Origin of the sequence: uncultured Psychromonas sp. (assembly GCF_947489755.1) — a bacterium.
Classification (GTDB): Bacteria; Pseudomonadota; Gammaproteobacteria; order Enterobacterales; family Psychromonadaceae; genus Psychromonas.
In genome coordinates this window covers 1-25,403 of the sequence record NZ_CANLFB010000019.1, presented here as the reverse complement: position 1 = coordinate 25,403, position 25,403 = coordinate 1, and the positions used below count along the sequence as shown (strand labels likewise).

The following is a 25,403-nucleotide window of genomic DNA, read 5'->3' as shown; positions in this document are numbered from 1 at the left end:
CGTGTTTAGCGTTTTTATTACAATTTTTTAGTTGCGATATGGTTATTCAGTTGATATCCGCTATCTGATAAAAATGCTTGGGTTGCTAACAATTCAACTTCTGCTACTTCTTCCAAGTTATATTCAATATCAGTAATTCCTTCTGTCGTTAAAGACTTTTCTAGCTGTTTTAACAGGTTTTTACCGACGCCACGACGACGAGTTAGATCTCTAATGGTTAATTGCGACAAGGTTGCTTGAGTTGCGTTTATTTGCACTTTAACGGCACCAATATGACGTTCGTTAAACATCGTCATATAAAGTCGAGAGGTTGTTTGTGTTACAAGCTGAGCAAGTGCTTGCTCTGTTAATGATGCTTCAGGGAGGTAATTTGCATAGATCTTTTGTAAATCTATAACCAGTTGGGTTGATACGGTGTTGGCAATAAAAACGGATAATCGCATGGAGAACTCACTATTATATTATTGGATTTTTTCGATGTTTGTTATTGGGTAAAGCGGGTTAAATTGTTTTGTTTGTTGATATTGTTCTTTTTTATTTTCTAACATGACACGTTGCTTTTCTGGGATTAATTGACTTAACTTGACCAGCTGAAAATCTTTATTAGGTGCACCTAAACGTCGAGACAAGTACTGTAACGTTTCAGGGTAAGGGTGGCCAATAAGAATGGTGTAGGGCGCTTTTAAGCTATGAGCAATGGCTTGTTGAAACTGTTTATCCATTGCTGCAGACGTGCGAATGTTATCTAAAAATATATGTCTTCTTAATGATGGTAATCCAGCGGATACGGCACTACTTTCTGCCACACTGTGTGCAGTGGTGAGACTATCAACAAAGAATAAACCACGTTTAGACAGCAACTCCATTGTCCATTGCATCGGAATGATTTCTTCGGTCAGTTTACTGCCCATGTGATTATTAACGCCAATCGCATAGGGAATATCGGCTAAGCCATGACTTAATACATGTTGAAAATTTTGCTTAGTCATCTGTACCATTAATGCACCTTTTCCTAACAAATGATTGTGGGATTGTGCCTGCATAGGAATATGTAATATGACTTCTCTTTTTTGCTGATGAGCCGCGTTAGCTATTTTTTGAGAGTAAGGTGTGAAAGGTAAAATCGCAAAAGTGACCGGATTAGGGAGTTTAGCAAATGCTTGGTTATGACGGTTGTAGCCCATGTCATCGATAATAATCGCAATTTTACCTATTGTTGCTGCCGCTGCTGTATTAGCTGTGCAACTCAATAAGTAAAAGCAGAATAGTATTTTCTTCATTATATTAAAAAATGTTAGCACTTATTTGTTTCTCGTTAACCAGCGTAAAGGATCTTCTGCTTTGCCTTTATGGCTTAACTCGAAATATAAGCTTGTTCTGTCTTGCCCACCACTGTGTCCTGCTAATGCAATAGCATCACCTTGTAATACTACATCTCCGGCTTTTTGTAATACTGTTTGGTTGTAACCGTATAGAGTGATGTAATTATCACTATGGTCAAGTGCGATGACCATTCCGTAACCTTTAAAGTAACCTGCAAATAACACTCGCCCCGTCGCCACTGCTCTGACTTTTTCACCTTCATTCGCGGCTATTGCTATCCCTTTCCATTTTACTTGGCTGCTGCGACTGCGTGAGCTGCCAAAACGGTGTAAAACACTACCACGGATAGGCCATTGTAATTTGCCTTTTTGGTTAGCTAACTTAGAGATAGTCTTCTGTTTTGTTTGTGAGAGAAACTGTGTTTTTGCTTTCTTCTGATCTTCAAGCTCTTTAGCTGCTTGTGCTTTAGCAGCTGCTAATGCTTGCATTTTACGTTCTTCAGCTGCTTTTTTGAGACGTTCGCGTAATGCTTTTTCTGAATCTCCGAGCTCTGCTAGTTTTTTATTTTGATAATTAATATCATTTCTTAATGACTTCAGTGCTTTGTCTCGTTTATTTTTTTGAGTACTCACTGTTTCTTGTCTTTCTTTCTGAGTTTGGTACATTTTTTCTAATGTAATGAGTGTGGCTTTTTGCTCTTTTTCATTATTGATTAGTTTTTGCTGTGTGGAGTGTAAGGATTCTATACTGTCTACACGTGCTTCATTAAGGTATTGATAATAGCTTTTAGCGCGGACGATCTTGCTTAGGTCTTCTTGATTTAGCATGAGTTTGATGAGGTCATTTTGACCTGTCATATAAGCACTGACTAACTGCTGCTGTAATAATGATTGTTGTTTTATTTTATCTTCTTCAAGTTGCTCTGTGCTCTTTTTTAAAGAAATTAAGGCGGCACGTTTTTCTTCGATGGTGTTTTTAGTTTCGTTAACTTGTTGAGACACTTTAGCAATCGTTTGCTCACTTTCGGACAGTGCTTCTTCAAGTAACCTTTGTTGTTTTAGTTTTTGTGCTTTTGTTTGTTTACTTTCGTTTATTTGTTGCTGCAAATTATTCAGGTTAGCAGCTGAGACTTGAGCATTAAATAGAGTTGCTATCAGAAAAGGGATACAGATTAATTGGCTTACACGCCCTAGCTTATTTAAAGAAAGTAGATTAAATATCACTGTAATTTTTGACCTTATAAACGGAAACAATATTTTAAAGTAGGTTAATAATTAAATTATCAATCAAGCCCTTTCAAAATATGACTAATAAATTTTGGAAAAGTTAGTTAAAAATAATTGAGATTAAAGGACTATTGTATTAGATGGAAGAAAAAATTGTTGTGATTAAGTGAAAGTTAAGTTGAATATCATTTATCGTAGGGTGGAAGGTCGAATTTAGATGCTCTATTAAACATAGAGCATCTAACAATAAGCTAATTACTTAATGGTAATTAAAGGCTTACCTGTCATCTGTTCTGGAATATTCATTTCCATCAACGATAACATGGTTGGTGCGATATCGCATAAACGACCGCCTTCAGCGATAGTTGCTTCACGACCAACATAGATGAACGGTACTGGTAAGTTAGTATGTGCAGTATGGATACCACCTGTTTCAGGGTCAATCATTTGCTCTGCATTACCGTGGTCAGCAGTGATTAAACATTCTCCGCCCACTTCTTTTAATGCGCCTACGATTTCACCAATACATGCATCAACAGCTTCACATGCTTTTACTGCTGCTTCATAAATACCAGTATGACCAACCATATCGCCATTCGGGTAGTTACAAATGATCACATCGTATTCGCTGCTCTTGATTGCACTGACTAGTTTCTCTGTTAATTCAACAGAACTCATTTCGGGTTGTAGGTCGTAAGTCGCCACTGCTGGAGAGCTGATTAGCGTACGGTGCTCACCAGAAAATTCATCTTCAACGCCGCCGTTAAAGAAGAAAGTCACATGTGCGTATTTTTCAGTTTCAGAGATACGTAGCTGTGTTTTGTTTTCTTTCGATAACCATTCACCTAAAGTGTTCGTTAATTCTTCACTTGGGTAAGCTGCAGGCGCTGTGATGTTAGCTGCATATTCAGTTAATGTTACAAAGTTAAGCTTAGGTGTTACAGCACGTTCAAAACCACTGAATTTTTCGTCAGTAAATGTGTAAGTAATTTCACGCGCTCGGTCAGCACGGAAGTTTAAGAATAATACCGTATCACCGTCTGACATTGGCGCTGCTTCGCCAATCACTGTTGCCTTAACAAATTCATCATTTTCGTCACGAGCGTAAGCGTTTTCAAGACCGTCTAATGCACTTTCTGCTGTGTATTCTGATTTTGCTTCTGTTAATAGGCTGTAAGCTTGCTCAACACGATCCCAACGATTGTCACGATCCATTGCAAAGTAACGACCGATTAATGAAACCGTACGACCGACACCCATTTCTTTATATTTTTCTTCGAATTTAGCCAGTGTACCCGCTGCACTACGAGGTGGTGTATCACGGCCATCTAGGAAGGCATGTACGAATATTTTTTTCGCGCCGCGTTTTGCTGCTAATTCAATTGCCGCTAAAATATGGTCATCGTGAGAGTGAACGCCACCAGGTGAAGCTAGGCCCATGATGTGAACTGCTTTATCAGCTGCAACGGCTTTATCTACTGCATCAACAAAGTTAGCATTTTCGAAAAAATCACCGTCAGCAATAGATTTAGTCACTTTAGTTAGGTTTTGGTAAACAGTACGACCCGCACCAATATTAGTATGGCCTACTTCTGAGTTACCCATTTGACCGTCTGGTAAACCTACATCCATGCCCGAAGCTGAAATAAGACTATTTGCATAATCTTTACATAGTTGGTCTAGAACAGGTGTTTTAGCATTTGATACTGCGTTATCTGGCATATCAGGACGGTAGCCCCATCCATCTAGAATTAATAGTACTAATGGTTTCTTAGGAGTTGTCATATTAAACCTCTTTATTGTTCAAATTATCTGCTGTTGATTTTACAACATTTGTGCGGCTTGTCACTGAAAAAGCCTAGTGTTAGATCAAAGCAAGTTGAAATAGACAAAAAAAAGACATTTTCATTTATTATTCTAAATCTCAAGGCTGATATTCTGTTTTCCACAGGGTATACTCAGACTCGAATTTATCCTTACAGAAGAAGAAACAAGTTATGCAAGAGTATATTGATTTTGTTACTAATAACCCAATGTTAGCTGGTGCTTGGGTAGTGATTGCCGCAATGCTAATCCATAGCGTAGTAAAAGCGAAGTTAAGTAAAACAAATAACATTAATCCTCAGGAAGCGACATTATTAATCAACAAACAAGATGCTATCGTTGTTGACGTTCGTTCTGCTGAAGAATTTAAAAAAGGCCACATTGTTAATGCTAAAAACATAACTGTGTCACAAATCGACGAAGGAAAGTTTGCTGCTATTGAAAATGACAAACAGGCCCCCATTATAGTTGTATGTGCAACAGGTACTCGTTCAGGTGGAGCAGGCGATAAATTAGCTAAAGCTGGATTTGAGCAAGTAAACAATCTTTTTTCAGGTATGAGTGGCTGGACGGCTGCGAACTTACCAACAACTAAGAAGTAATTATATTATGGCTACTATTACTATTTACACTACACCGTATTGCCCATATTGCATGCGTGCAAAGCAATTATTAGACAGCAAAGAAGTTGAGTATCAAGAAATTGATGTGTCAGATCGTTCTCTTCGCCCTAATATGACAAAAATCACTGGCGGTACAACGGTTCCGCAAATTATCATTAATGATAAGCCGATAGGTGGTTGTGACGAGTTATACGCTTTAGAACGCGCTAATGAACTTGATAAACTATTAAGCTAATTTACTACGATTAAATATTTTTAACGATTAAGGGAAGATCATGCCAGAACAACAAGAAAAACAAGTAGAATTCAATATCCAACGTGTTTATGTTAAAGATATCTCTTTTGAATGCCCAAATTCACCAGAAATCTTCAAAAAAGAATGGGCTCCAGAAGTGAAAATGGACATCGATACACAATCTAAGAAATTAGAAGAAGGTGTATACGAAGTGACATTGTCATTAACAGCAACAGCTAGCGTTGAAGGCGAAGTTGCGTTCTTATGTGAAGTACAACAAGCAGGTATTTTCTCTGTTTCAGACCTTGAAGGTCCACAACTTGCTCATTGCTTGAATGCATTTTGTCCAAACATCTTATTCCCATACGCTCGTGAAGCCGTTTCTAGCTTAGTAACACGTGGTACTTTCCCACAGTTAAACTTAGCGCCTGTAAACTTTGATGCTTTATTTCAACAAGCAATGGCAAGTAAGCAAGCTGAAGTAGAAACACTAAACTCTTAATTAAGTCTTTTCTTAAATAGGTAATCTAATGGCTGAAAAAACTGCCATTACAGTATTAGGAGCAGGGTCATACGGCTCTGCTCTTGCTGTATCATTGGCTCGTAACGGACATAACACGTTAATTTGGGGTCACTCAGATGACCACATTAAACGCCTACAAACCGATCGTGAAAACAAAGCATTTCTACCAGGAGTTACATTTCCTGAACGTCTCCAACCTGAAAGTGATTTAGCAAAATGTATTGCCGCAACAGATACTATTTTGTTGGTGGTGCCTAGCCATGTATTTGGTTTGGTATTATCTCAAGTTAAACCGCTATTGCGTCCAGAGCATCGTATTGCTTGGGCAACAAAAGGCTTAGAAGCGGAAACAGGTCGTTTATTACAAGAAGTCGCAAGAGATATCGTCGGTGACCATTATCCACTTGCTGTTTTATCAGGTCCTACTTTCGCGATGGAAGTGGCTAAAGGTTTGCCAACAGCGGTTGCTGTAGCAGGGTCTGATACGCACTTTACCCAACATATTGCGGATCTTTTCCATAATAATAGTAATTTTAGAACGTATATTTCGGAAGATTTCACTGCCGTGCAATTAGGTGGCGCTGTTAAAAATGTTATTGCCATTGGCGCAGGTTTAGCCGATGGATTAGGGTTTGGTGCAAATGCACGTACTGCTTTAATTACGCGTGGTTTAGCGGAGTTAACACGTTTAGGTGTCGCTTTAGGTGCTACGGAAGCTTCATTTATGGGCATGGCAGGTTTAGGTGATTTGGTCTTAACTTGTACAGATAATCAATCTCGTAACCGTCGTTTTGGTTTAGCATTAGGATCTGGTAAAGGTATTGATGAAGCACAGGTTGAAATTGGCCAAGTGGTTGAAGGTTACCGTAATACCGAAGAAGTTTATAATCTTGCTAAACGCGTTAATATTGAAATGCCGATTTGTGAGCAAATATATTACGTGCTTTATCAAGGTAAAGCGGTAAAAGAAGCGGCGATGGACTTGTTATCACGCAGTAAGAAAGGCGAATAACATCTCGTTTCTTTAAGCGTTTAACTTTGGTTTTTAAAAGCTAGATACAAAAAAGGCCTCATTCGAGGCCTTTTTTAATTTAATTCAGAAAGTTAATGTAAATTAAGCTTCTTGTAAGATGTTCAACATACGACGAAGTGGCTCTGCAGCACCCCATAGTAGTTGGTCACCAACAGTGAATGCACTGATATATTCAGGCCCCATTGCTAGTTTACGGATACGACCAACAGGAATGCTTAATGTACCTGTTACTTTTGCAGGAGAAAGCTCAGAAACCGTTGCTTCACGTTCATTTGGAATCACTTTAACCCACTCGTTATGAGAAGCTAAGATTTTTTCAATTTCAGCTACTGATACGTCTTTTTTCAGTTTCATTGTGATTGCTTGGCTATGACAACGCATTGCACCAATTCGTACACATAAACCGTCAATTGGCGTTTGGTTGTCAGAGGTACCTAAGATTTTGTTCGCTTCAACCTGTGCTTTCCACTCTTCTTTAGATTGACCAGAAGGCATTGGTACATCAATCCATGGGATCAAGCTACCTGCTAATGGTGCACCAAATTGTTCAGTTGGTAATGCATCACTACGAATGAATTCAGCGACTTTTTTGTCTATTTCTAAAATAGCAGAAGCTGGATCTGCTAGCTCATCCGCTACTGATGATTCAATTGCACCCATTTGGCTAATTAATTCACGCATATTACGTGCACCAGCACCTGAAGCTGCTTGGTAAGTGTGAGGAGAAACCCACTCAATTAAGTCTGCTTCGAATAAACCACCTAATGCTAATAACATTAGTGAAACTGTACAGTTACCGCCAACGTAAGTTTTTACGCCGTCAGCTAAGCCTTGTTGAATCACATCTTTGTTTACAGGATCTAATACGATGATGCTGTCGTCTTTCATGCGTAATGAAGAGGCTGCGTCAATCCAGTAACCATCCCAACCGCTTGCACGTAATGCAGGGTAAACAGCGTTAGTGTAATCACCACCTTGACAAGTAATGATGATATCCATTTTTGCTAAGTCTTCAATTGAAGAGGCATCTTTTAAGGTTTCGGTTTGTTTACCAATATCTGGAGAAGCTAGACCAACTTGTGAGGTGGTGAAAAATACTGGCTCAATCGTTGCAAAATCATTCTCTTCACGCATTCTTTGCATAAGAACAGATCCAACCATACCGCGCCAACCAACTAAACCCACTTTTTTCATGGTCTATATTTCCTTAAATTTTTTAGTTTAAATAAAACGGTTAATCATTAACCGAACAGAGAATCTATCATTAGAGGCGTGATTAAGGCTAGTTATTTGATGGTTTGCGGGGGAAAAAGTGCAGAAACTTACCTCGATTGCTTAATTTTTATCAAATCATCAAGGTAAGCTAGGAGCTGTGTGCTGAAAATAGTTAATATCAGCGAATAAATATGATTAACTATTCAGCGTTAAAGTGACTTTTATTAGTCGTAAATTGTTGGAATAGGTTGGCGCTTATGTTGAGTGCGTAAATAAATAGCAATGAGTTTATCTTCAATCTCTTTTGCCACTTCTTTGCCTTCTAAGAAATCGTCAATCTGGTCGTAAGTCATGCCTAATGCAATTTCGTCTTCAAGTTGTGGCTGATCTTCTTCTAAATCTGCTGTCGGTGCTTTTTCAACTAATAGGCTAGGTGCGCCTAAATGCTTGGCAAGGGATCTGACTTGACGTTTGTTTAAACCAAATAAAGGGGCTAAATCACAAGCTCCATCGCCATGTTTAGTGTAGAAACCAGTAATGTTTTCTGCACTGTGGTCGGTCCCAACAACCAAGCCTCCAGTTAACCCTGCAATTTCATATTGCGCAATCATACGCATTCGCGCTTTCACATTACCTTTTACAAAATCAAAATTAGCATTGTTAGCCAATTTTACTTCGCTGTTTTGTAAAGCGGCTACGGTTGTTTCATGGATACCATCTGCGCCAGTTTGTACGTTAACGGTGACGCAGTTTGTTGGTTTAATAAAACTAACCGCTAGTTGTGCTTCATCTTCATCTTTCTGTACTGCGTAAGGTAAACGAACGGCTACAAATTGATAGTCGTTAGTGCCTTCTTCTTGATTTAATTGGTCTATCGATAGCTGGCATAGTCGCCCAGCAGTACTTGAGTCAACACCACCACTGATACCTAAGACTAGTGTTTTACAATAGGCTTTTTTTAGTGTGCTTTTAATAAAACTAATACGACGTTCAATTTCATTTTCTATATTGATGTCTGCTAAAACACACATCTCTTGCAGTATTTTTTGTTTCATGATGTTGTCCGTTAGTGTGAAGGTGAATGCGTTGTTATTAATTATTATGCAAAAAAATAACTCTATTTTATAGGAAAAACTCGTTTTAATTAACTAAGCTTATCCGCATCATTGGATCTTTTGCCTCACAATGATCGCACTGAATTGATGCGTATGAACCTTTTGGGTGCTAAGGTAAAAGGTTAATCATTTTTACGTAGTAGAGTGACACTGAGATTATCCATGATTATGCTCAGTTTTTATTCTTCTTACCTTGCGTAATTTGATATTTTAATTGATTATTTATAACAATGACTTCTATGGCAACACCTTTATTATTGGCGCGCTTATTGCTGCTATTAATAAAAAAACTGAATAAAAAGCACATTTGCTTAACGGTATTATTGATTTTAACTTAAAAATAAAAAGGATTTTTTAAATGAAAAACAAACTTGGAAAACTCGTTACAGCCACTTCTTTTCTTGCATTATCGGCAGGCTTTGCAAATGCAGGTACATTAGATGATATAAGTAAGTCTGGTGAGTTGAGAGCCTGTTTTGATGCGGGTTATATGCCGTTTGAAATGAAAGCTAAAAATGGTAATTTCATTGGTTTTGATATCGATTTAGGTAAGTTGATGGCGAAACAAATGGGAGTTAAATATGTCCCTGTAAATACTGCATGGGATGGGATTATTCCTGCGTTATTAACGGGTAAATGTGACATCATTATGGCCGGTATGACAGTGAATGCAAAACGCAACATGCGTGTTAACTTTGCTGACCCGTATATCGTTGTTGGGCAATCTATCTTATTGAATCCAAAACATAAAGATAAAGTACTTAGCTATAAAGACCTCAACAGTCCTGAGTATACTATTGCTGCTAAATTAGGTACTTCAGGCGAGCAAGCTATTAAAAGAATGCTGTCAAAAGCCTCTTACAATGCCTTTGAAACACAAACAGATGCAGCACTTGAAGTGGTTAACGGTAAAGCTGATGCAATGATTTACGATATGCCATATATCTCAATTTATGCAGCGCAGTCAGAAGGGAAAACAACGGCAATCCTTGAACCATTTACTTATGAGCCATTAGGTTGGGCTGTTAAGCAAGGCGATCCAGATATCTTAAATTTTCTTAATAACTTCTTAAGACAAACTAAAGGCGATGGCGATTACCAACGTATTTATGATAAATGGTTTAAAAGCGATACTTGGTTAAGCCAAGTTCAGTAATTTCTTTTAAGTAAACCCTTTAAAGCCAGAGCCTATCTCTGGTTTTTGTTTTTCTGTTACCGGTGAATTTAATGAACGAAAAATCTAATAAATTAAAATGGCATCTGCTATTTATTTTTACGATTGGTCTACTTGCTGCAGGTATTTATTCTGCATCGCAAAGTATTAATTATAAATGGCAATGGCATCTTGTATGGCCGTATATTGTTGATACAGCGCCTATTGATATTATTGCCCAAAGTGATGCAAGTGCAGCCATTAATGCTGAGGGAGAGATCACCTTAACTTATGATAATGGGGACCCTGACACTATCATTACTAACGCAAGTGAAGTGCTTGTTTATGATGGTGATTTAATTTTTGAAGGTGATCTTGTTGCGCGTTCTGAAAGCATCAAAAGTGGCCTTTTAATTGATGGCTTATATATGACGTTGAAGATTTCAGTGATCTCACTGTTTTTCTCCATTGTGATTGGCTTGATGACAGCTTTAATGCGTATTTCAGATAATCCATTCAGTAAGAACCTCTCCATTTTATACATAGAAGTTATTCGAGGGACGCCTTTATTGGTGCAAATATTCATCGTTTACTTTTTCTTAGGCACTATTTTTGATTTAGACCGATTTACGGCAGGTGTTGTTGCTTTATCTGTCTTTACTGGGGCTTATGTTGCTGAGATTTTACGTTCTGGTATTCAGTCTATTTCTGCTGGCCAGATGGAAGCTGCTCGATCTTTAGGGATGACTTATCCTAAAGCGATGATGTATGTGATTTTACCGCAAGCATTCAAACGCACACTGCCACCAATGGCTGGACAATTGATTAATTTAATTAAAGACTCCTCATTAGTGTCGGTTATTTCAATTACAGATCTAACCAAAGCCGGACGAGAAGTAGTGAGTGGTAGCTTTGCTACTTTTGAGGTTTGGTTTACGGTTGCTGCGTTATATTTATTATTAACATCAACGTTATCTTGGGCCATTCAGCGTATTGAAAAGAGGTTAGCGACTAATGACTAATAAGAAAAAGTATGAAGGTAACGATATGATTGTGACCGTCGATGTTGATAAAATTTATCCGAATGGTTGTCATGCATTAAAAAAAGTCACAACCAATATTCAACGTGGTGAAGTGGTTGTGATTATTGGTCCTTCGGGTTCAGGTAAATCCACCTACTTACGTACTTTAAATCAATTAGAAACTATCACGAGCGGTGAAATTATAGTTGATGGTGTGAAAATGTACGGTGGAGAAACAAATATTAATAAGTTAAGAGAAAATATCGGTATGGTATTTCAATCGTTTAACTTATTTCCTCATCTCTCAGTGAAAGAAAATGTCATGTTAGCACCATTGAAAGTAACGGGTCGAAGTAAAGCAGAGGTGATTTTAGAAGCTGAAGCATTATTAACACGTGTTGGACTTGCTGAGAAAATGGATATTTACCCAAGTCATCTTTCTGGTGGGCAACAGCAAAGGGTAGCGATTGCCAGAGCCTTAGCAATGAAACCAGATATGATGTTATTTGATGAGCCGACTTCAGCGCTTGATCCCGAAATGGTAGGGGAAGTGTTGGATGTAATGAAGTCATTGGCTGCTGAAGGTATGACGATGGTGGTGGTAACGCATGAAATGGGCTTTGCAAATGAAGTCGCAGACCGTGTTATCTTTATGGAAGACGGCGCATTATTGGTTGATGACATTCCAGAGAATATTTTTGGTAAAGTTGCAAATCACCCAAGGCTACAAAAATTCCTCTCTAATATTTTATAACTCATTTTATTCAATTATTTTTAAAGGGGAATGGCTTGAGTTCAGGAATACGTTTCTGTGGTCATGACCCCTTTTAACTTCTATGTTCTTTATTCAAACCTGTTAATTTTATTTTCTTATACGTTCTTAGTTGAAATTCAGCTAAAATAGATGTTTTATTATTCCGTTTATTAAGGTTTCAATTATGTCTTTAAGTGTTGTTATTCTTGCCGCTGGTAAAGGTACCCGTATGCGTTCTCTTTTACCTAAGGTGCTACATAAAATTGCAGATAAACCGATGGTGCAACATGTTATCGATACTGTTAAAGGTATTGGTGCTGACAACATCCACTTAATTTACGGACATGGTGGCGACATCATGAAGCAAAATATTGCAGATACTCGTTTAAATTGGATTGAGCAAACTGAGCAATTGGGTACCGGACATGCAATGCAAATTGCACAACCACACTTCAAAGCAGATGAAAAAATATTAATGGTTTACGGTGATGTGCCTTTATTATCAGCGACTACGTTAGAGAAGTTAATTGCAGTACAACCAGAAGGTGGTATTGGATTGTTAACCATTACGCTAGACGATCCTACAGGCTATGGTCGTATAGAACGTCTTGACGATAAAGTAGTGGGTATAGTTGAACAGAAAGATTCAAACCCCGCGCAGTTAGCGATTAAAGAAGTGAACACGGGCATTCTTGTCGCAAACGCTAACGATTTAAACCGTTGGTTACCTGCGTTATCTAATGATAATGCGGCGGGTGAATATTATATTACTGACATTATTAAAATGGCACATGAAGCGGGCTGTTCTATTGAAACGGTTCAGCCTGAAAATGCGTTTGAAGTTGAAGGTGTGAATAACCGTTTGCAACTTGCTAATTTAGAACGCGCTTTTCAGTTACAAAATGCGAATAACTTATTATTAGAAGGCGTGATGTTACGTGATCCAACTCGTTTTGATTTACGTGGTGAATTAACGTGTGGTCAAGATGTTGATATCGATATCAACGTTATCATTGAAGGTAAAGTGACGTTAGGTTATGGCGTTAAAATTGGTGCTGGTTGTATTCTAAAGAACTGTGAAATTGCTGATAACACTGAAATTAAAGCAAACTCTATTATTGAAGGAGCCAGTATTGGTGAAAATGCTTCGATCGGGCCTTTCGCACGACTCCGCCCTGATACTGTGATTGCTAATGAAGTACATATTGGCAACTTTGTTGAAGTGAAAAAATCAACGTTAGGCGTTGGCACTAAATGTGGACACTTAAGTTATATTGGCGATAGTAAAGTAGGTAGCGGGGTTAATATTGGTGCAGGTGTGATCACCTGTAATTACGATGGTGTTAATAAGCATCAAACCATTATCGGTGACGACGTATTTGTTGGCAGTGATTGTCAAATCGTTGCTCCAGTAACGATTGGTAACGGTGCGACAACAGGTGCGGGAACAACAGTCGTGAGTGATGTTCCTGATAATACATTATGTGTATCACGTACTAAACAACGCAATATTGAAGGTTGGACGCGTCCAGTTAAGAAAAAATAAAACTTCACTTTTAGTCAGATATTTAGAAGGTCGGTAACGTAGGTTATCGGCCTTTTTTATTGGATTGTGGTTAATAGATATATTTATTCGACTTTCTTTTGGGGTTTTGATTCTTGTTTGTTGCATCATTAATTACGTAATCAATTTTAATTAATGAGAAATCGAGAGTCTAGACTAGAGGGGAGTTTGAAAGGGAGAGCTGAAATGACAGATATAAAAAAAGGAGGCCGAGGCCTCCTTCATCTAAAGTCTAATTAAATTAGACTTTTTTAAGGTTTAACGGACGTTTACATACTTGCACACTGCGAAGATGCGCTAATGTGTTTTCCGGCATACCTTTTGGTAATTCAATGGTTGAGTGATCGTCATTTAGACGAATATCACCAATGAAGCGACTATTGATATTTGCTTCATTTGCAATGGCACCTACGATGTTTTTAACTTGAACACCGTGCTCACGACCAACATCTAAACGGAACATTTCAAGTTCAACGTCAGTAGGACGTCCACGACCACGCGGTTTATCATCGCCACGAGATTCGTTGCGATCGTTACGTGAACGGTCAGGACGATCACCACGAGGGCGGTCACTACGATCATTACGGTCGTTGCGATCACGACGAGGGCGATCACTACGTTCGTTGCGATCATTACTACGAGGTTCAACAAATTTTTCTTCAACCGGTTGTAATGGTTTTTCTTTTTGAGCCATTAATAACAATGCAGCACCGATATCAGATTCATCGATTTCAGAGTTATTTTTAATTTGCTCAAACAATGTGCGGAAGAAACTTAAGTCTTCACTTTCACACGTTGCAAATAATGTTTTTTGGAAGTTATCAATACGTGTTTGAGTTACTTCATCACGTGTTGGTAGGTCCATAATAGTAATTGGTTGGCGAGTTGCACGTTCAATTGCTTGTAATAAACGACGCTCACGTGGTGCAGCAAATAAGATTGCTTTACCAGTACGGCCAGCACGACCAGTACGACCGATACGGTGAACATAAGATTCAGTATCTGTTGGGATGTCGTAGTTAACTACTAAGCTAATACGTTCAACGTCTAGACCACGTGCAGCAACATCTGTTGCTACTAAGATATCTAAGCCACCTGATTTAAGGCGTGCAATAGTACGTTCACGTGTTTGTTGATTCATATCACCGTTTAGTGCTGCACTGCGGTAACCACGTGCTTCTAAACGTTCTGCTAATTCAACGGTTGCTGTTTTAGTACGAGCAAAAATGATTACGCCGTCAAACTCTTCAGTTTCTAACATACGTGTTAATGCATCTAGCTTGTTAACACCACGTACGATCCAACATTTTTGTTCAATGTTTGAAACAGTAGATGTTTTAGCTTTGATCTTAACTTCTGTTGGGTTGTTCATGTAACGCTTAGTAATGCGTTTAATTTGATCAGGCATTGTTGCTGAGAAAAGCGCAGTTTGGTGCTTTTCAGGCATTTCTTTCATGATCGTTTCAACGTCATCAATGAAACCCATGCGTAACATTTCATCAGCTTCATCAAGTACTAATGTTTTTAGGTTTGATAAATCTAATGTTTTACGTTTTAGGTGATCCATAATACGACCAGGCGTACCAACAACTACGTGTGGACCACGAGTTAGTTGTTTAAATTGGATGTTGTAGCTTTGACCGCCGTAAATAGGCATAACGTGGAAACCACGCATATGACGAGAGTACGATTGAAATGCTTCTGCTACTTGAATCGCTAATTCACGAGTTGGTGCTAATACCAATACTTGTGGGTGATTCTTGCTGATATCAATGTTTGCTAATAAAGGCAGTGCAAATGCACCTGTTTTACCCGTACCAGTTTGTGCAAGACCTAAAACATCTTCGCCTCTTAATAGGTGAGGAATTGTTTGTGCTTGAATCGGAGATGGTGTTTCGTAACCCATTTCTGATACAACTTGAACTAATGCTTCTGGTAAGTTTAAATCTTTAAAAGTTGGTCCTGCGACTTCTTCTACTACTTGTGTGTTTTCTGACTCTGACATAGTGGCCTCATGAGTTTATAAAATGCTGCACATTACTCGAATGTGCGTTAAATTCAGCCTATACCTACATCAGTTTAACAAGTTAAATGTCGTTAAACATGTCCATTAATTTATTGCGAAATCAATCGCGTAGTAGGTTTACTCTGAATATTATGCTTCGCTTTAGATGGATCCGTGTGCGAGGGAGGCGCATTCTACTGTATTTGTGTATAAAATGCTCGCTTTATTTTGACAAACCGCACGTTTTTTATGAATTAACTGCTGTATAGGGACATTAATTACAATAATTTTATTGTGGTTTTTATATTTAGAGGAACGCTTGATTTTTCTTTTATTTAATTTGATATCAAAGTAGGTTATAAAGGCAACGTTTTAAATCATACGGATAGGTGAAAAAGTGGCAGTAGCATCACATAAGTTATCGATAGCACAAGGTGTTGCTATGCTGGTTTCTGCATTATTAGGTTCAGGTGTCTTTATTATTCCAGCCATTGCAGCACAAATCGCAGGAAGTTGGTCTTTATTAGCATGGGCAATCATGGGCGTTCTCATTGTGCCGATTGTTTTTACCTTCGCGCAGTTAGGTAAGTTTTACCCTAATGCAGGTGGTACCGCTTATTTTGTGCAACAAGCATTTGGTGAACGTAGTGCAAGGCTCGTCAGTTGGTTATTTATTTGGGTGGTGGCGTTAGGGACGCCAGTGATCACTATGACCGCGTCTAACTTTTTGCAGAATGCTTTAATAGAAGCCGGCCTTATCTCGATTGAAACTGATTTTAGATTAATGATTGCGGTAGCGATTTTGTCTCTAGTATTAATGATTAATCTCTTGGGGCTAAAAACGGCGGCGATTATTCAATCTGTACTCAGTGTCGTTATTGTTAGTACTTTGCTATTTTCTTCTATTGATACTCAATTCACGCATTCATTACAGTTACCTGACACTCAATTTAATATAAGTGATATTGCATTAGCGGCGACTTTTATTCTTTGGTGCTTTTTAGGTATTGAAGCCATTACCCATATTGCCGATGACTTTGAACATCCAGAACGAGACTTTCCATTAACTATATTTATCGGTATTACTATTACCTTAGTGGTTTATGGATTGATCAGTCTGAGTTTATTGCAAATGGGATTTTATGGCGATCAAGAGAAAAATCTTAATTCTGTTGTTCATTTAGTTGAAGCAAGCTTAGGTAATAAAGGTTATATCTTAGTGAACCTAGTTGGTTTCTGTACTTGTTTTATTTCTATTAGCTTATATTTTGTTGGTTTCTCTCGTTTATTACAAAGCATGGCTAAACAGGATCAAATTCATTCTAATTGTAGCCGTGTCAATAAGCATAATGTTGCTTACTGGGGATTAAGTTTTTCGGTGAGTCTTTGCTGTCTCGTGTTGTTGGCTAGTCAATCTCTCGATGTCTCATTAGAAACTTTAATTGCTTATGCTAATGGTTTGTTTATTTTAATTTATTTAGCTGCTGGTATTGCTGGCGTTGTATTGTTAAAAGGTAGAGGGAAGTGGATGGCCGTTATTGCAAGTATCACTTGCTTAGTGTTATTTATTGCGTTGGGGAAGGAGATGATATTTGCACTGATATTAGTGTCAATATTAGCAATATATTATGCGGCTATTTATAGAACCAATAACCGCATCAAAGCATGCTAAGGGATTACTTATAGAAAGAGTGATCGCCTTGAGCATGTTCAGTAACATCACGTACAGCATTTAGCTCACCTGAAAACTCTTCAAGTAGCTCTTTTTCAATGCCTTCTTTTAACGTTAAATCAACTTGTGAACAACCATTACAACCACCGCCAAATTCAATGATAGCGACATTGTCTTCTGTAATTTCAATTAGCTTAATAAAACCACCGTGGCTCGCTAGCTGTGGGTTGATTTGTATTTGAATAACGTATTCAACACGTTCTAATAATGGCGCATCTGCTTTTACTTTGCGCATTTTTGCATTAGGTGCTTTTAATGTTAATTGTGTACCTGTGTCTTCTTCAACTAGGTCAACAAATGCATCATCTAAGAATGGCAAACTAACTTCATCAATTAATGCATCAAAACTTTCAAAGCTCAAACGTGTATCACTACTTTCAACTGCTTCTGGTGGGCAGTAAGATACACCACATTCTGCTTTTGGTGTGCCCGGATTAATAACAAACACACGGATGTTAGTGCCTTCTTTTTGTGGCTCTAGTAATTTTGCGAAGTGTGCCTGTGCAACTGGAGTAATTTCGATCATGTTAAACCTTTATGCTTGAGTAATTTACTGGGTCATTATAACGAGAATTGAATACAATAAGAAAGGAAAGAGTGAAATTGCAACAAATAATAAAAGAAAGGATTGTTTTCTAAGTGACTTTTAATGCACTTTTATAATCAGTATTCTTTATTAATACAATCGATTAGTGTGATTACCCTAGCTCTGTCCGGCAAATACACCATACATCAATCCTACTCACATCAGCCGCTAATAAACACTGGCATAAGCTATTAATAGTCGCACCTGTGGTGACTACATCGTCAATTAGTACAATATACTTTCCCTTCAATGCTATCGAAGATTGTTCGCTTAGTGAAAAAGCATGCTTTAAATTAGAGGTGCGTTGTTTTCGATTTAAGCCTTCTTGCGCATGAGTCAATTTATTACGAATAAGTGGTGTGTTAACAATTGTCGGTAAAGGCAGGTGTTTAATTAAAGCATCAACAATTAACTGTGCCTGATTGAAGCCTCGCTTTCTCTGCTTTGTAATATGCAAAGGAACTGGAATGATAAAATCAATTTCCTTGAGCTGCTCTGCGGTGTAGCGTTGTTTGATACTACTGGCGAGTAATAAACCCAATAGATCAGCATATAATAATTGATTGTTATATTTTAATTGTTTTATCAATTCAGGAAAGGGGGATTGATAACTTGCGATCGCGTGTAGTTGTTGGAAATAAAAAGGATGCTTTAAACACTCCCCACAAAAATCTTGCGAATTAACTAATCCGCAACCGCAATGTAAACAGCAAGGTCTCTCTGTTAATATAGCGCTATAACAATATTGGCAGATAAGTGATTGGTTACTCGATAAATGACACAGTAGACAGCGGCTTGGTAAACAAGCTTCCAATAAATTTCGACTCTGTTGATAAACATGGCGTAGAAAATATCGCAAACCAGATCCTTTGAATAAAGTGATAGTTAGGTAATAGTTGAGTAATGTGATAATTGAATGAGGTAATAGTGAGTATAGAACACAAAATTAATGAGCAGATAAAACAGCAAGTCAATTATAAGATAATAGGCTCAGGACAAAATCTTGTGTTAATACACGGCTGGGGTGTTAATAGTGCAGTTTGGTTACCTATTGCTCAACAACTGAGCCAACATTATTGTGTGCATTTAGTCGACTTACCTGGGTTTGGTGAACAGCCTGAATTGACTGATTATTCCTTAGCTTCTATTGCTGAAACCTTATTAGATAAACTGCCTAAAAATGCCGTTTGGTGTGGTTGGTCGTTAGGTGGGTTAATAGCAACTTATGTCGCTTACCACTTTCCTGATCGCGTTGAAAAGTTGATTCAAGTTTGTGCATCATTAAAATTTGTAGAGCAAGGGCAATGGTCAGGTGTAAAAAAAGAAGTATTTGAAGCATTTAAGGTAGGGGTAACTAATCAGCCCCAAAAAACGCTTAATCGATTTTTGTCTTTACAATCGATGGGTAGTGATTCCGTTAAAACCGATATTGCTACGATTAAAAATCTATTAGTGGATCAACCTGAGCCTAAACAATCTGCACTCATTGCTGGCTTAGATTTATTAAATGAAGTGGATTTACGAACGGAGTTTAGTGAATTAACCATGCCATGTTTAAGTATTTTTGGGGAAAAAGATAATTTAGTACCAATGAATAACGCGGCTACTTTGCTTGAGTTAAATCCATCTAATCAACAGGTTATTTTTGAGAGGTCTTCCCACATGCCATTTATCAGCGAATCTAATCTGTTTAAAGCGACTTTAATTAGTTTTATTGAGTGATAGGTTTTACAGTTAAGCTTTATTTTTGTTCAAATAATAGCCATAATGTAATAGCTATTATTTATTAGGAGTCCTTTATGGAAATAAATTCAGCATTTTCATCGGGTGTTAATGGTTTGAATAATGCGTCTCAACAAATGACTGAGTCTAGTCAGCGTATTGCCAATCCGACAAGCCAAAATACAGCACAAAATGTGATGCCTGAAGCACCAACTGCAAACAGTTATGTTTCTGGGCCTATTACAGCAGAAGTCATTAATATGAAATTGGCAGAAGTACAAGCTCAAGCTTCTGTGAAAGTCATTATGACGGCTGACGAAATGGTTGGTTCACTTATCGATGTGTCCGTTTAACCTAAACCACTATGGTTAACGTAAATGTTCAACTTCCCCCTATTGCTGCAGCGCCTTTTCCACAAGCTGCCGAGGGACTGCGTCAAGAAAATCATTTACAATCTGCTATTCCTAAAACAGAAGAAGCACACGCTTACGCTAAAATGCGAGATCAACAAGAGCGTGAACAAGTCGCCCATCAATCGTCACAAATCATTCAAGACAACCATAAAGGCTCTCAGCAACAAGATCAGCCGACTAATTCTAATCAAAGGCGTGATTTTTTCTTTGCTAGTAAATTGAAACTTTCATCCCAGGAAATAGATTCTTTGTCTGTGGAGTTAAGTGGTATTTCAGATTACAAACAAGTGATGTCAGTGATTCAGGCTAAATATACTAATGCTGTATTACCAATACCTGAACCTGTGATGAGCCACAGTATTTAGCCGCTATTAATAAGTTTTTCTTTACCTAACCGTTTACCCATCATTTTTTATCGTTATTTTAATAGACATAAAAAAAGCCTCTCACCTGTATAGATGAGAGGCTTTAAATATAACTTTAAGGTGATTTAATAAAAGCTATTTAATAAGGCAGTTATTAATCATCAAAGTGATATTAAATTTAGTGAGAATGCCCACAGCCTTCAGCTGAATGGATGTGTCCATGTGACATTTCTTCATCAGTCGCGGCACGAACAGAAACAACTTCACCAACAAATTGTAATGCCATACCCGCTAGAGGATGATTTGCATCGATACTTACATTTTCTTCAGTGACGCCAGTGACTTCTACAGTACGAGGACCTTGCTCCGTTTCTGCTTGAAATGACATACCGACTTCAATTTCATCAACGCCTTCAAATAAAGTACGAGGTACTTCTTGAACTAACTCTTCTTGGAAAGGGCCGTAAGCTTCTTCAGCTTCTAATTTAACATCAAATTTGTAACCCGCTTCTTTACCTTCTAATTCTTTCTCTAAACCAGGTACTAAATATTGTGCACCTTGAATAAACTCAAGTGGGCTACCGTTTTCTGTACTATCAAGTGCATTACCGTCAACTTCTGCAACACCAAAGTGGATTGCTACTACTGAATTTTTTTCAATTTTCATTGTTATTTCTCTCTATTCTTTATCGGGTTCAGAGGGATCAAAAACACCAATTATTTGTTCAAATTGACGTGTTGCTGATTTAGCCTGATCAGGCGTTTGTGTTTGTGTGTAATCACAAGCGACGCAGGTTAAAGTCTCAACTGCATTTTCCAGTGTCAAAGCAATACTGTCAATAGTCTTACATTGTGGACATTCAGCTCCAGCGATGAAGCGTTTTTTATTTTTAGATACAGGCATATATAAATCACAAATGACAAAAAGTACGTAATGATAAACAAATTAGCACTCATTTTCAGTAGTTATGGCTCAAGTTTGTAAAGTTCGTTATTATCTTGCTCTAATTTACCTGATTTACATTGAGACTCTGAATTTATGATTGTTGCAACTAATATCGAATTTATCCGAGGCGGAAAAGCCTTACTTGAAAATGCCAGTGCAACCATCAACCCAAAACAAAAAGTAGGTTTAGTCGGTGCCAATGGTTGTGGCAAATCGAGCTTCTTCACCTTATTAAAACAAGAGTCTCAAGTTGATGCTGGCGACTTAACTATTCCACATCACTGGCGCTTAGCGAGTGTTGCTCAAGAAACACCTGCTTTAGATACTAATGCATTGCAATATGTTATCGATGGTGACCTTGAGTTTCGTGCCCTACAAGCGAAGTTAACACAGGCTGAAATTGAAGATAACGGCACTAAAATCGCTGAAATGCATATCTTATTGGACAATGCTGGTGGTTATACTATTGAGTCTCGCGCTGCAGAATTATTAGCAGGGTTAGGTTTTAGCGAACAAGCGCAAGGAAGGCCGGTTAGTGATTTCTCTGGTGGTTGGCGTATGCGTTTAAACTTAGCGCAAGCGCTACTTTGTCCATCAGATTTATTATTACTCGATGAACCGACCAATCACCTCGACTTAGATGCAGTTATTTGGCTTGAAAAATGGTTACACCAATATCAAGGTACATTAATACTGATTTCTCATGACCGTGATTTTATTGATAGCATTGTCGATAAAATTATTCATATCGAGCAAAATAAATTATTTGAATATACCGGTAACTACACTAGCTTTGAGCGTCAACGCGCTGAAAAATTAATGCAGCAACAATCTTCTTACGAGAAACAACAAGCGCAAATGGATCACATGCAAAGCTATATTGATCGCTTTCGTTATAAAGCCAATAAAGCAAAGCAAGCGCAAAGTCGTATTAAAGCCCTTGAAAAAATGGAAGCGCTGTTACCTGCACATCTCGATAATCAATTTAGTTTTTCATTCCGAGAACCTGAAGCACTGCCAATGCCATTATTAACATTGGAAAAAGTCAGTGCAGGATACGACGATCTATTAATTCTTGATGAAATAAAATTAAACTTAGTCCCTGGTAGTCGCATTGGTTTGTTAGGTCGCAATGGTGCGGGTAAATCAACCTTAGTTAAATTACTGTCAAATCAGCTTCAGCCTAAATCCGGCAAGATTGAAATAAACACAAATGCAAAAATTGGTTACTTTGCACAGCATCAATTAGAATTTTTACATTTAGACGAAAGCCCAATGCAGCATTTAATGCGTTTAGCGCCAGATGAAAAAGAACTGCCATTGCGTAACTTTTTAGGTAGCTTTGGTTTTCAAGGTGACAAAGCCTTTGATATTGTTGCACCATTTTCCGGCGGAGAAAAAGCACGTTTGGTTTTAGCTTTACTAGTATGGCAAAAACCTAACCTTTTATTACTCGATGAACCAACCAATCATCTTGATTTAGAAATGCGCCATGCTTTAACCGTCGCATTACAAGCATTTGAAGGTGCAATGGTGGTGGTCTCGCATGATCGACATTTACTACGTACAACTATCGATGACCTGTATTTAGTGCACGATAAAAAAGTAGAACCTTTTTCTGGTGATTTAGATGATTACCATCAATGGTTATCTGACCAACAACGTATTGAGAAACAAGCCGCTCAAAGTGAAGAAAAAGTGGTATCGGTGAGTGCAAACCGTAAAGATCAAAAAAGATTGGAAGCGGAATTTCGTAAAAAACTAACGCCTTTTAAAAAGCAGTTAACCAGCGCTGAAAAGCAAATGGATACTCATTCTGCTCGTGTAGCCGAGATTGAAGAGCAGTTAAGTGATAGTTCGCTTTATGAGCAAGAGAATAAAAAGAAATTAACCGATCTTTTAAAAGAGCAGGGCGAAGTAAAAGAGCAGTTGGAAGAAGCTGAAATATTATGGATGGATGCGCAAGAACAGATAGAAACACTGCAATCAGAATTGGAAACTTGAATTTTAGGTGCAGCTTCGCCATACTCTCTGCGCAATGATTCACCAGTAAATGAAATAAAAAAGGGATTAAAATGAGTTTTGAAGCAAATGAATATTTCGATGGTAACGTTAAATCAATCGCATTCCAAAGCGAAACATTACCTGCAACAGTAGGCGTAATGGAAGTTGGTGAGTACACATTTGGTACTAGTGCTTATGAATATATGACAGTAGTAAGTGGTAGCCTAACAGTGCGCTTAGTTGATACAACTGAGTGGAAAACTTATAAAGCAGGTGAAACATTTGAAGTAGAAGCAAATTCAAGCTTTGATGTTAAAGTTGTCGTTCAAACTGCTTACCTTTGCTTATATAAAGCATAATATTTAACACATTGTTAATATTAGAAAATCATAAAGGGGCTTAGGCTCCTTTTTACTAACCAATAACCTTCCTCGCTTTTATTTACTTCTTCTTTTTTGAATAGAAATAATTAATGCCACACAGTTAACAAAAAATCATATACCTCTTATCTATTGAATATTAAGTCTTAATATTTTCCAAGAAGATCACAATTAATAATACAATAATATTATAAGTTGCCTTTCAAGTTTTTTTGTTGATATTAATAGAGTAGGCATTCTCATGAAAAAAATATATTTAAGTGCGCTTGTGGCAAGTTTGTTAGTTGGTTGTGCAAGTAACGATGCTAATGAAGTAAATAAAAGCGATTATGTAACAGGACAAGTTGCTAATGCAACAACGCCTTTACCTCCATCTGCTAATACAACAGCATTAATTACTAAACTAGATCCTAACAAAGCACCATCTCAAAACTTTGACCTTACAAAATGGAAAATTAATATACCAATGGAAGATGACAAACCTGGTCGTGCAGGCAAAGTCATGGAAATTTCTGCTCAAAAACTAGGAAGTACTACCAATCCTTATACTCATTCTGATTGGTTTTATACAGATGCAAGAACCGGGGCGATGGTTTTTGCTACTCCGAACAAAGCAATGACAACACCAAACAGCAAAAATGCGCGTAGTGAATTACGTGCTATGTTAGCCAAGTCGTATAAAGATCCAAAAAACAATTTTGCAATCGCCGCTAACCCCGATGCAGCAGATTATGGCTCAATCGGTGGAGAGTTATCTGCAACATTATCAGTAGATTGGGTAAGTACGAGCGGTAACGCAGATAAAAACGGTGCTTTCTCTACTGTCATAGGCCAAATTCATGGTTCAAAAAACGAACCTTTAAAAATTGTATACCGTAAATTACCCGGTCATGAATACGGTTCACTGTATTGGCGTTATGAAATAAATGCGACAGGTGATAATTACTCAAAACGTAAAGATATTTATCATAACGTGTTTGGTGCTTATGATTTACGTGAAGGCTCAGTTGAACCAATGGACGGTATTAAGTTAGGTGAAGTGTTTTCATATAATGTAAATGTAGAAAATAGCATTATGCATTTAACCTTTGTTAAAAATATCGGAGAACAAGGGGAAGAAGTTAAAACAGCAGAAATAGATTTGTCGAAACCACATTATAGAGGTAATGAATACGACGAAGGTTATGCAAATGATTGGATGTACTTTAAAGCAGGTAACTATAACCAATGTAATGTTGGATCATCTGAATGTACTAACAATGGAATTGCAGCTGGTGATTATGCAAAAGTCAGTTTTTACCAATTAACATTAGATCAATAAGCTAACTTAATAGACATTAAGGTCTTTCATGTAAGTGAAAGGCCTTAAATTATAAGTTTAACTATTTTAAAATTAATGAATAACGCATTATTTATTGTAATATCAGCATTGATAGCCAATAAAAGTTAATTTTTAATATCGATTAAATACAATTAACTTCCACTTTAAACCTAAAAATCCCACTATTTAGAATGAAAAACAAACTCTTTGTTGTTTAATTAGCCATTTAGTTACTTTTTTACAAATAATCATCATAAAACGCTTGCGAATAGTTTCGCTATCCCTATAATACGCCGCACAGACAAGGACGGAGGCGCAA

The 25,403-nt window shown here is 37.6% G+C and carries 26 protein-coding genes; 15 read left to right on the top strand and 11 right to left on the bottom strand.

Features of this window, described 5'->3' with window-relative positions:
• Positions 1–17: 17 nt before the first annotated feature.
• The 4 genes from panM to gpmM all read right to left on the bottom strand — a co-directional run bounded on the left by panM (position 18) and on the right by gpmM (position 4,334).
• A complete protein-coding gene (panM, locus tag Q0794_RS11785; protein ID WP_298942113.1) occupies positions 18–443 on the bottom strand; it encodes an aspartate 1-decarboxylase autocleavage activator PanM in 426 nt (141 codons plus the stop codon).
• An 18-nt stretch (positions 444–461) separates the two neighbouring features.
• The gene (locus Q0794_RS11780; protein ID WP_298942112.1) at positions 462–1,280 is read right to left on the bottom strand and encodes a divergent polysaccharide deacetylase family protein; all 819 of its coding nucleotides are present in this window, start codon (positions 1,278–1,280) and stop codon (positions 462–464) included.
• A gap of 21 nt (positions 1,281–1,301) precedes the next feature.
• Positions 1,302–2,546, bottom strand: a complete 1,245-nt coding sequence (locus tag Q0794_RS11775) for a peptidoglycan DD-metalloendopeptidase family protein (RefSeq protein WP_298942111.1) — start codon at positions 2,544–2,546, stop codon at positions 1,302–1,304.
• A gap of 258 nt (positions 2,547–2,804) precedes the next feature.
• Complete coding sequence (gpmM, locus tag Q0794_RS11770; protein WP_298942109.1) at positions 2,805–4,334, bottom strand: 2,3-bisphosphoglycerate-independent phosphoglycerate mutase; 1,530 nt, start codon at positions 4,332–4,334, stop codon at positions 2,805–2,807.
• 212 nt (positions 4,335–4,546) lie between these two features.
• Between gpmM and Q0794_RS11765 the strand changes: the two genes are divergently transcribed.
• From Q0794_RS11765 to gpsA, 4 genes are read left to right on the top strand one after another with little or no spacing between them, the layout of a single operon-like run.
• On the top strand, positions 4,547–4,975 hold the full coding sequence (locus Q0794_RS11765; protein WP_298942107.1) for a rhodanese-like domain-containing protein: 429 nt from the start codon (positions 4,547–4,549) through the stop codon (positions 4,973–4,975).
• Positions 4,976–4,982: 7 nt separating this feature from the next.
• A complete protein-coding gene (gene grxC, locus Q0794_RS11760) occupies positions 4,983–5,231 on the top strand; it encodes a glutaredoxin 3 (RefSeq protein ID WP_025563744.1) in 249 nt (82 codons plus the stop codon).
• A 40-nt stretch (positions 5,232–5,271) separates the two neighbouring features.
• Positions 5,272–5,733 carry a protein-export chaperone SecB gene (secB, locus tag Q0794_RS11755; protein ID WP_025563746.1) on the top strand — a complete coding sequence of 154 codons (462 nt, stop codon included), beginning with the start codon at positions 5,272–5,274 and terminating at the stop codon, positions 5,731–5,733.
• 28 nt (positions 5,734–5,761) lie between these two features.
• A complete protein-coding gene (gene gpsA / locus Q0794_RS11750; RefSeq protein ID WP_298942105.1) occupies positions 5,762–6,766 on the top strand; it encodes an NAD(P)H-dependent glycerol-3-phosphate dehydrogenase in 1,005 nt (334 codons plus the stop codon).
• A gap of 102 nt (positions 6,767–6,868) precedes the next feature.
• On the opposite strand, the gene asd is transcribed toward gpsA, so the two are convergent.
• Entirely contained in the window at positions 6,869–7,981 is a 1,113-nt protein-coding gene (asd, locus tag Q0794_RS11745) for an aspartate-semialdehyde dehydrogenase (RefSeq protein ID WP_298942103.1), read from the bottom strand.
• 245 nt (positions 7,982–8,226) lie between these two features.
• A complete protein-coding gene (gene nadE, locus Q0794_RS11740) occupies positions 8,227–9,057 on the bottom strand; it encodes an ammonia-dependent NAD(+) synthetase (RefSeq protein WP_298942101.1) in 831 nt (276 codons plus the stop codon).
• Between the two features lie 418 nt (positions 9,058–9,475).
• On the opposite strand from nadE, the gene Q0794_RS11735 reads away from it, so the two are divergent.
• The 4 genes from Q0794_RS11735 (at position 9,476) to glmU (ending at position 13,592) form a co-directional block, all read left to right on the top strand.
• Positions 9,476–10,273 carry a transporter substrate-binding domain-containing protein gene (locus tag Q0794_RS11735; RefSeq protein WP_298942099.1) on the top strand — a complete coding sequence of 266 codons (798 nt, stop codon included), beginning with the start codon at positions 9,476–9,478 and terminating at the stop codon, positions 10,271–10,273.
• 71 nt (positions 10,274–10,344) lie between these two features.
• On the top strand, positions 10,345–11,292 hold the full coding sequence (locus Q0794_RS11730; RefSeq protein WP_298942097.1) for an amino acid ABC transporter permease: 948 nt from the start codon (positions 10,345–10,347) through the stop codon (positions 11,290–11,292).
• Positions 11,293–11,317: 25 nt separating this feature from the next.
• Positions 11,318–12,046: an amino acid ABC transporter ATP-binding protein gene (locus tag Q0794_RS11725; RefSeq protein WP_298942211.1), complete on the top strand. Its 729-nt coding sequence runs from the start codon at positions 11,318–11,320 to the stop codon at positions 12,044–12,046.
• A 184-nt stretch (positions 12,047–12,230) separates the two neighbouring features.
• Positions 12,231–13,592, top strand: a complete 1,362-nt coding sequence (glmU, locus tag Q0794_RS11720; protein WP_298942096.1) for a bifunctional UDP-N-acetylglucosamine diphosphorylase/glucosamine-1-phosphate N-acetyltransferase GlmU — start codon at positions 12,231–12,233, stop codon at positions 13,590–13,592.
• 259 nt (positions 13,593–13,851) lie between these two features.
• On the opposite strand, the gene Q0794_RS11715 is transcribed toward glmU, so the two are convergent.
• Positions 13,852–15,615, bottom strand: a complete 1,764-nt coding sequence (locus Q0794_RS11715) for a DEAD/DEAH box helicase (RefSeq protein WP_298942095.1) — start codon at positions 15,613–15,615, stop codon at positions 13,852–13,854.
• A gap of 397 nt (positions 15,616–16,012) precedes the next feature.
• Here Q0794_RS11715 and yjeH point away from each other — a divergent pair, with 397 nt between their 5' ends.
• On the top strand, positions 16,013–17,287 hold the full coding sequence (gene yjeH, locus Q0794_RS11710; protein ID WP_298942093.1) for an L-methionine/branched-chain amino acid transporter: 1,275 nt from the start codon (positions 16,013–16,015) through the stop codon (positions 17,285–17,287).
• Between the two features lie 4 nt (positions 17,288–17,291).
• Here yjeH and nfuA read toward each other — a convergent pair whose 3' ends face one another.
• Complete coding sequence (gene nfuA / locus Q0794_RS11705; RefSeq protein ID WP_298942092.1) at positions 17,292–17,873, bottom strand: Fe-S biogenesis protein NfuA; 582 nt, start codon at positions 17,871–17,873, stop codon at positions 17,292–17,294.
• A 172-nt stretch (positions 17,874–18,045) separates the two neighbouring features.
• Positions 18,046–18,792 carry a ComF family protein gene (locus Q0794_RS11700; protein ID WP_298942091.1) on the bottom strand — a complete coding sequence of 249 codons (747 nt, stop codon included), beginning with the start codon at positions 18,790–18,792 and terminating at the stop codon, positions 18,046–18,048.
• A gap of 68 nt (positions 18,793–18,860) precedes the next feature.
• Here Q0794_RS11700 and bioH point away from each other — a divergent pair, with 68 nt between their 5' ends.
• The 3 genes from bioH (at position 18,861) to Q0794_RS11685 (ending at position 20,433) form a co-directional block, all read left to right on the top strand.
• Positions 18,861–19,655, top strand: a complete 795-nt coding sequence (gene bioH, locus Q0794_RS11695; RefSeq protein WP_298942090.1) for a pimeloyl-ACP methyl ester esterase BioH — start codon at positions 18,861–18,863, stop codon at positions 19,653–19,655.
• Between the two features lie 77 nt (positions 19,656–19,732).
• Complete coding sequence (locus Q0794_RS11690) at positions 19,733–20,008, top strand: hypothetical protein (protein WP_298942089.1); 276 nt, start codon at positions 19,733–19,735, stop codon at positions 20,006–20,008.
• Positions 20,009–20,019: 11 nt separating this feature from the next.
• Positions 20,020–20,433 carry a hypothetical protein gene (locus Q0794_RS11685; RefSeq protein ID WP_298942088.1) on the top strand — a complete coding sequence of 138 codons (414 nt, stop codon included), beginning with the start codon at positions 20,020–20,022 and terminating at the stop codon, positions 20,431–20,433.
• Positions 20,434–20,611: 178 nt separating this feature from the next.
• Here Q0794_RS11685 and Q0794_RS11680 read toward each other — a convergent pair whose 3' ends face one another.
• Both Q0794_RS11680 and Q0794_RS11675 read right to left on the bottom strand, forming a co-directional pair.
• Positions 20,612–21,100: a peptidylprolyl isomerase gene (locus Q0794_RS11680; protein ID WP_025563584.1), complete on the bottom strand. Its 489-nt coding sequence runs from the start codon at positions 21,098–21,100 to the stop codon at positions 20,612–20,614.
• Between the two features lie 12 nt (positions 21,101–21,112).
• Entirely contained in the window at positions 21,113–21,337 is a 225-nt protein-coding gene (locus Q0794_RS11675; protein WP_298942085.1) for a YheV family putative zinc ribbon protein, read from the bottom strand.
• A 135-nt stretch (positions 21,338–21,472) separates the two neighbouring features.
• On the opposite strand from Q0794_RS11675, the gene Q0794_RS11670 reads away from it, so the two are divergent.
• The 3 genes from Q0794_RS11670 to Q0794_RS11660 all read left to right on the top strand — a co-directional run bounded on the left by Q0794_RS11670 (position 21,473) and on the right by Q0794_RS11660 (position 25,084).
• Entirely contained in the window at positions 21,473–23,383 is a 1,911-nt protein-coding gene (locus Q0794_RS11670; protein WP_298942083.1) for an ABC transporter ATP-binding protein, read from the top strand.
• 71 nt (positions 23,384–23,454) lie between these two features.
• Complete coding sequence (locus Q0794_RS11665) at positions 23,455–23,742, top strand: pyrimidine/purine nucleoside phosphorylase (protein WP_113819433.1); 288 nt, start codon at positions 23,455–23,457, stop codon at positions 23,740–23,742.
• 262 nt (positions 23,743–24,004) lie between these two features.
• Entirely contained in the window at positions 24,005–25,084 is a 1,080-nt protein-coding gene (locus tag Q0794_RS11660) for a polysaccharide lyase family 7 protein (protein ID WP_298942078.1), read from the top strand.
• The last annotated feature ends 319 nt before the right edge of the window (positions 25,085–25,403 follow it).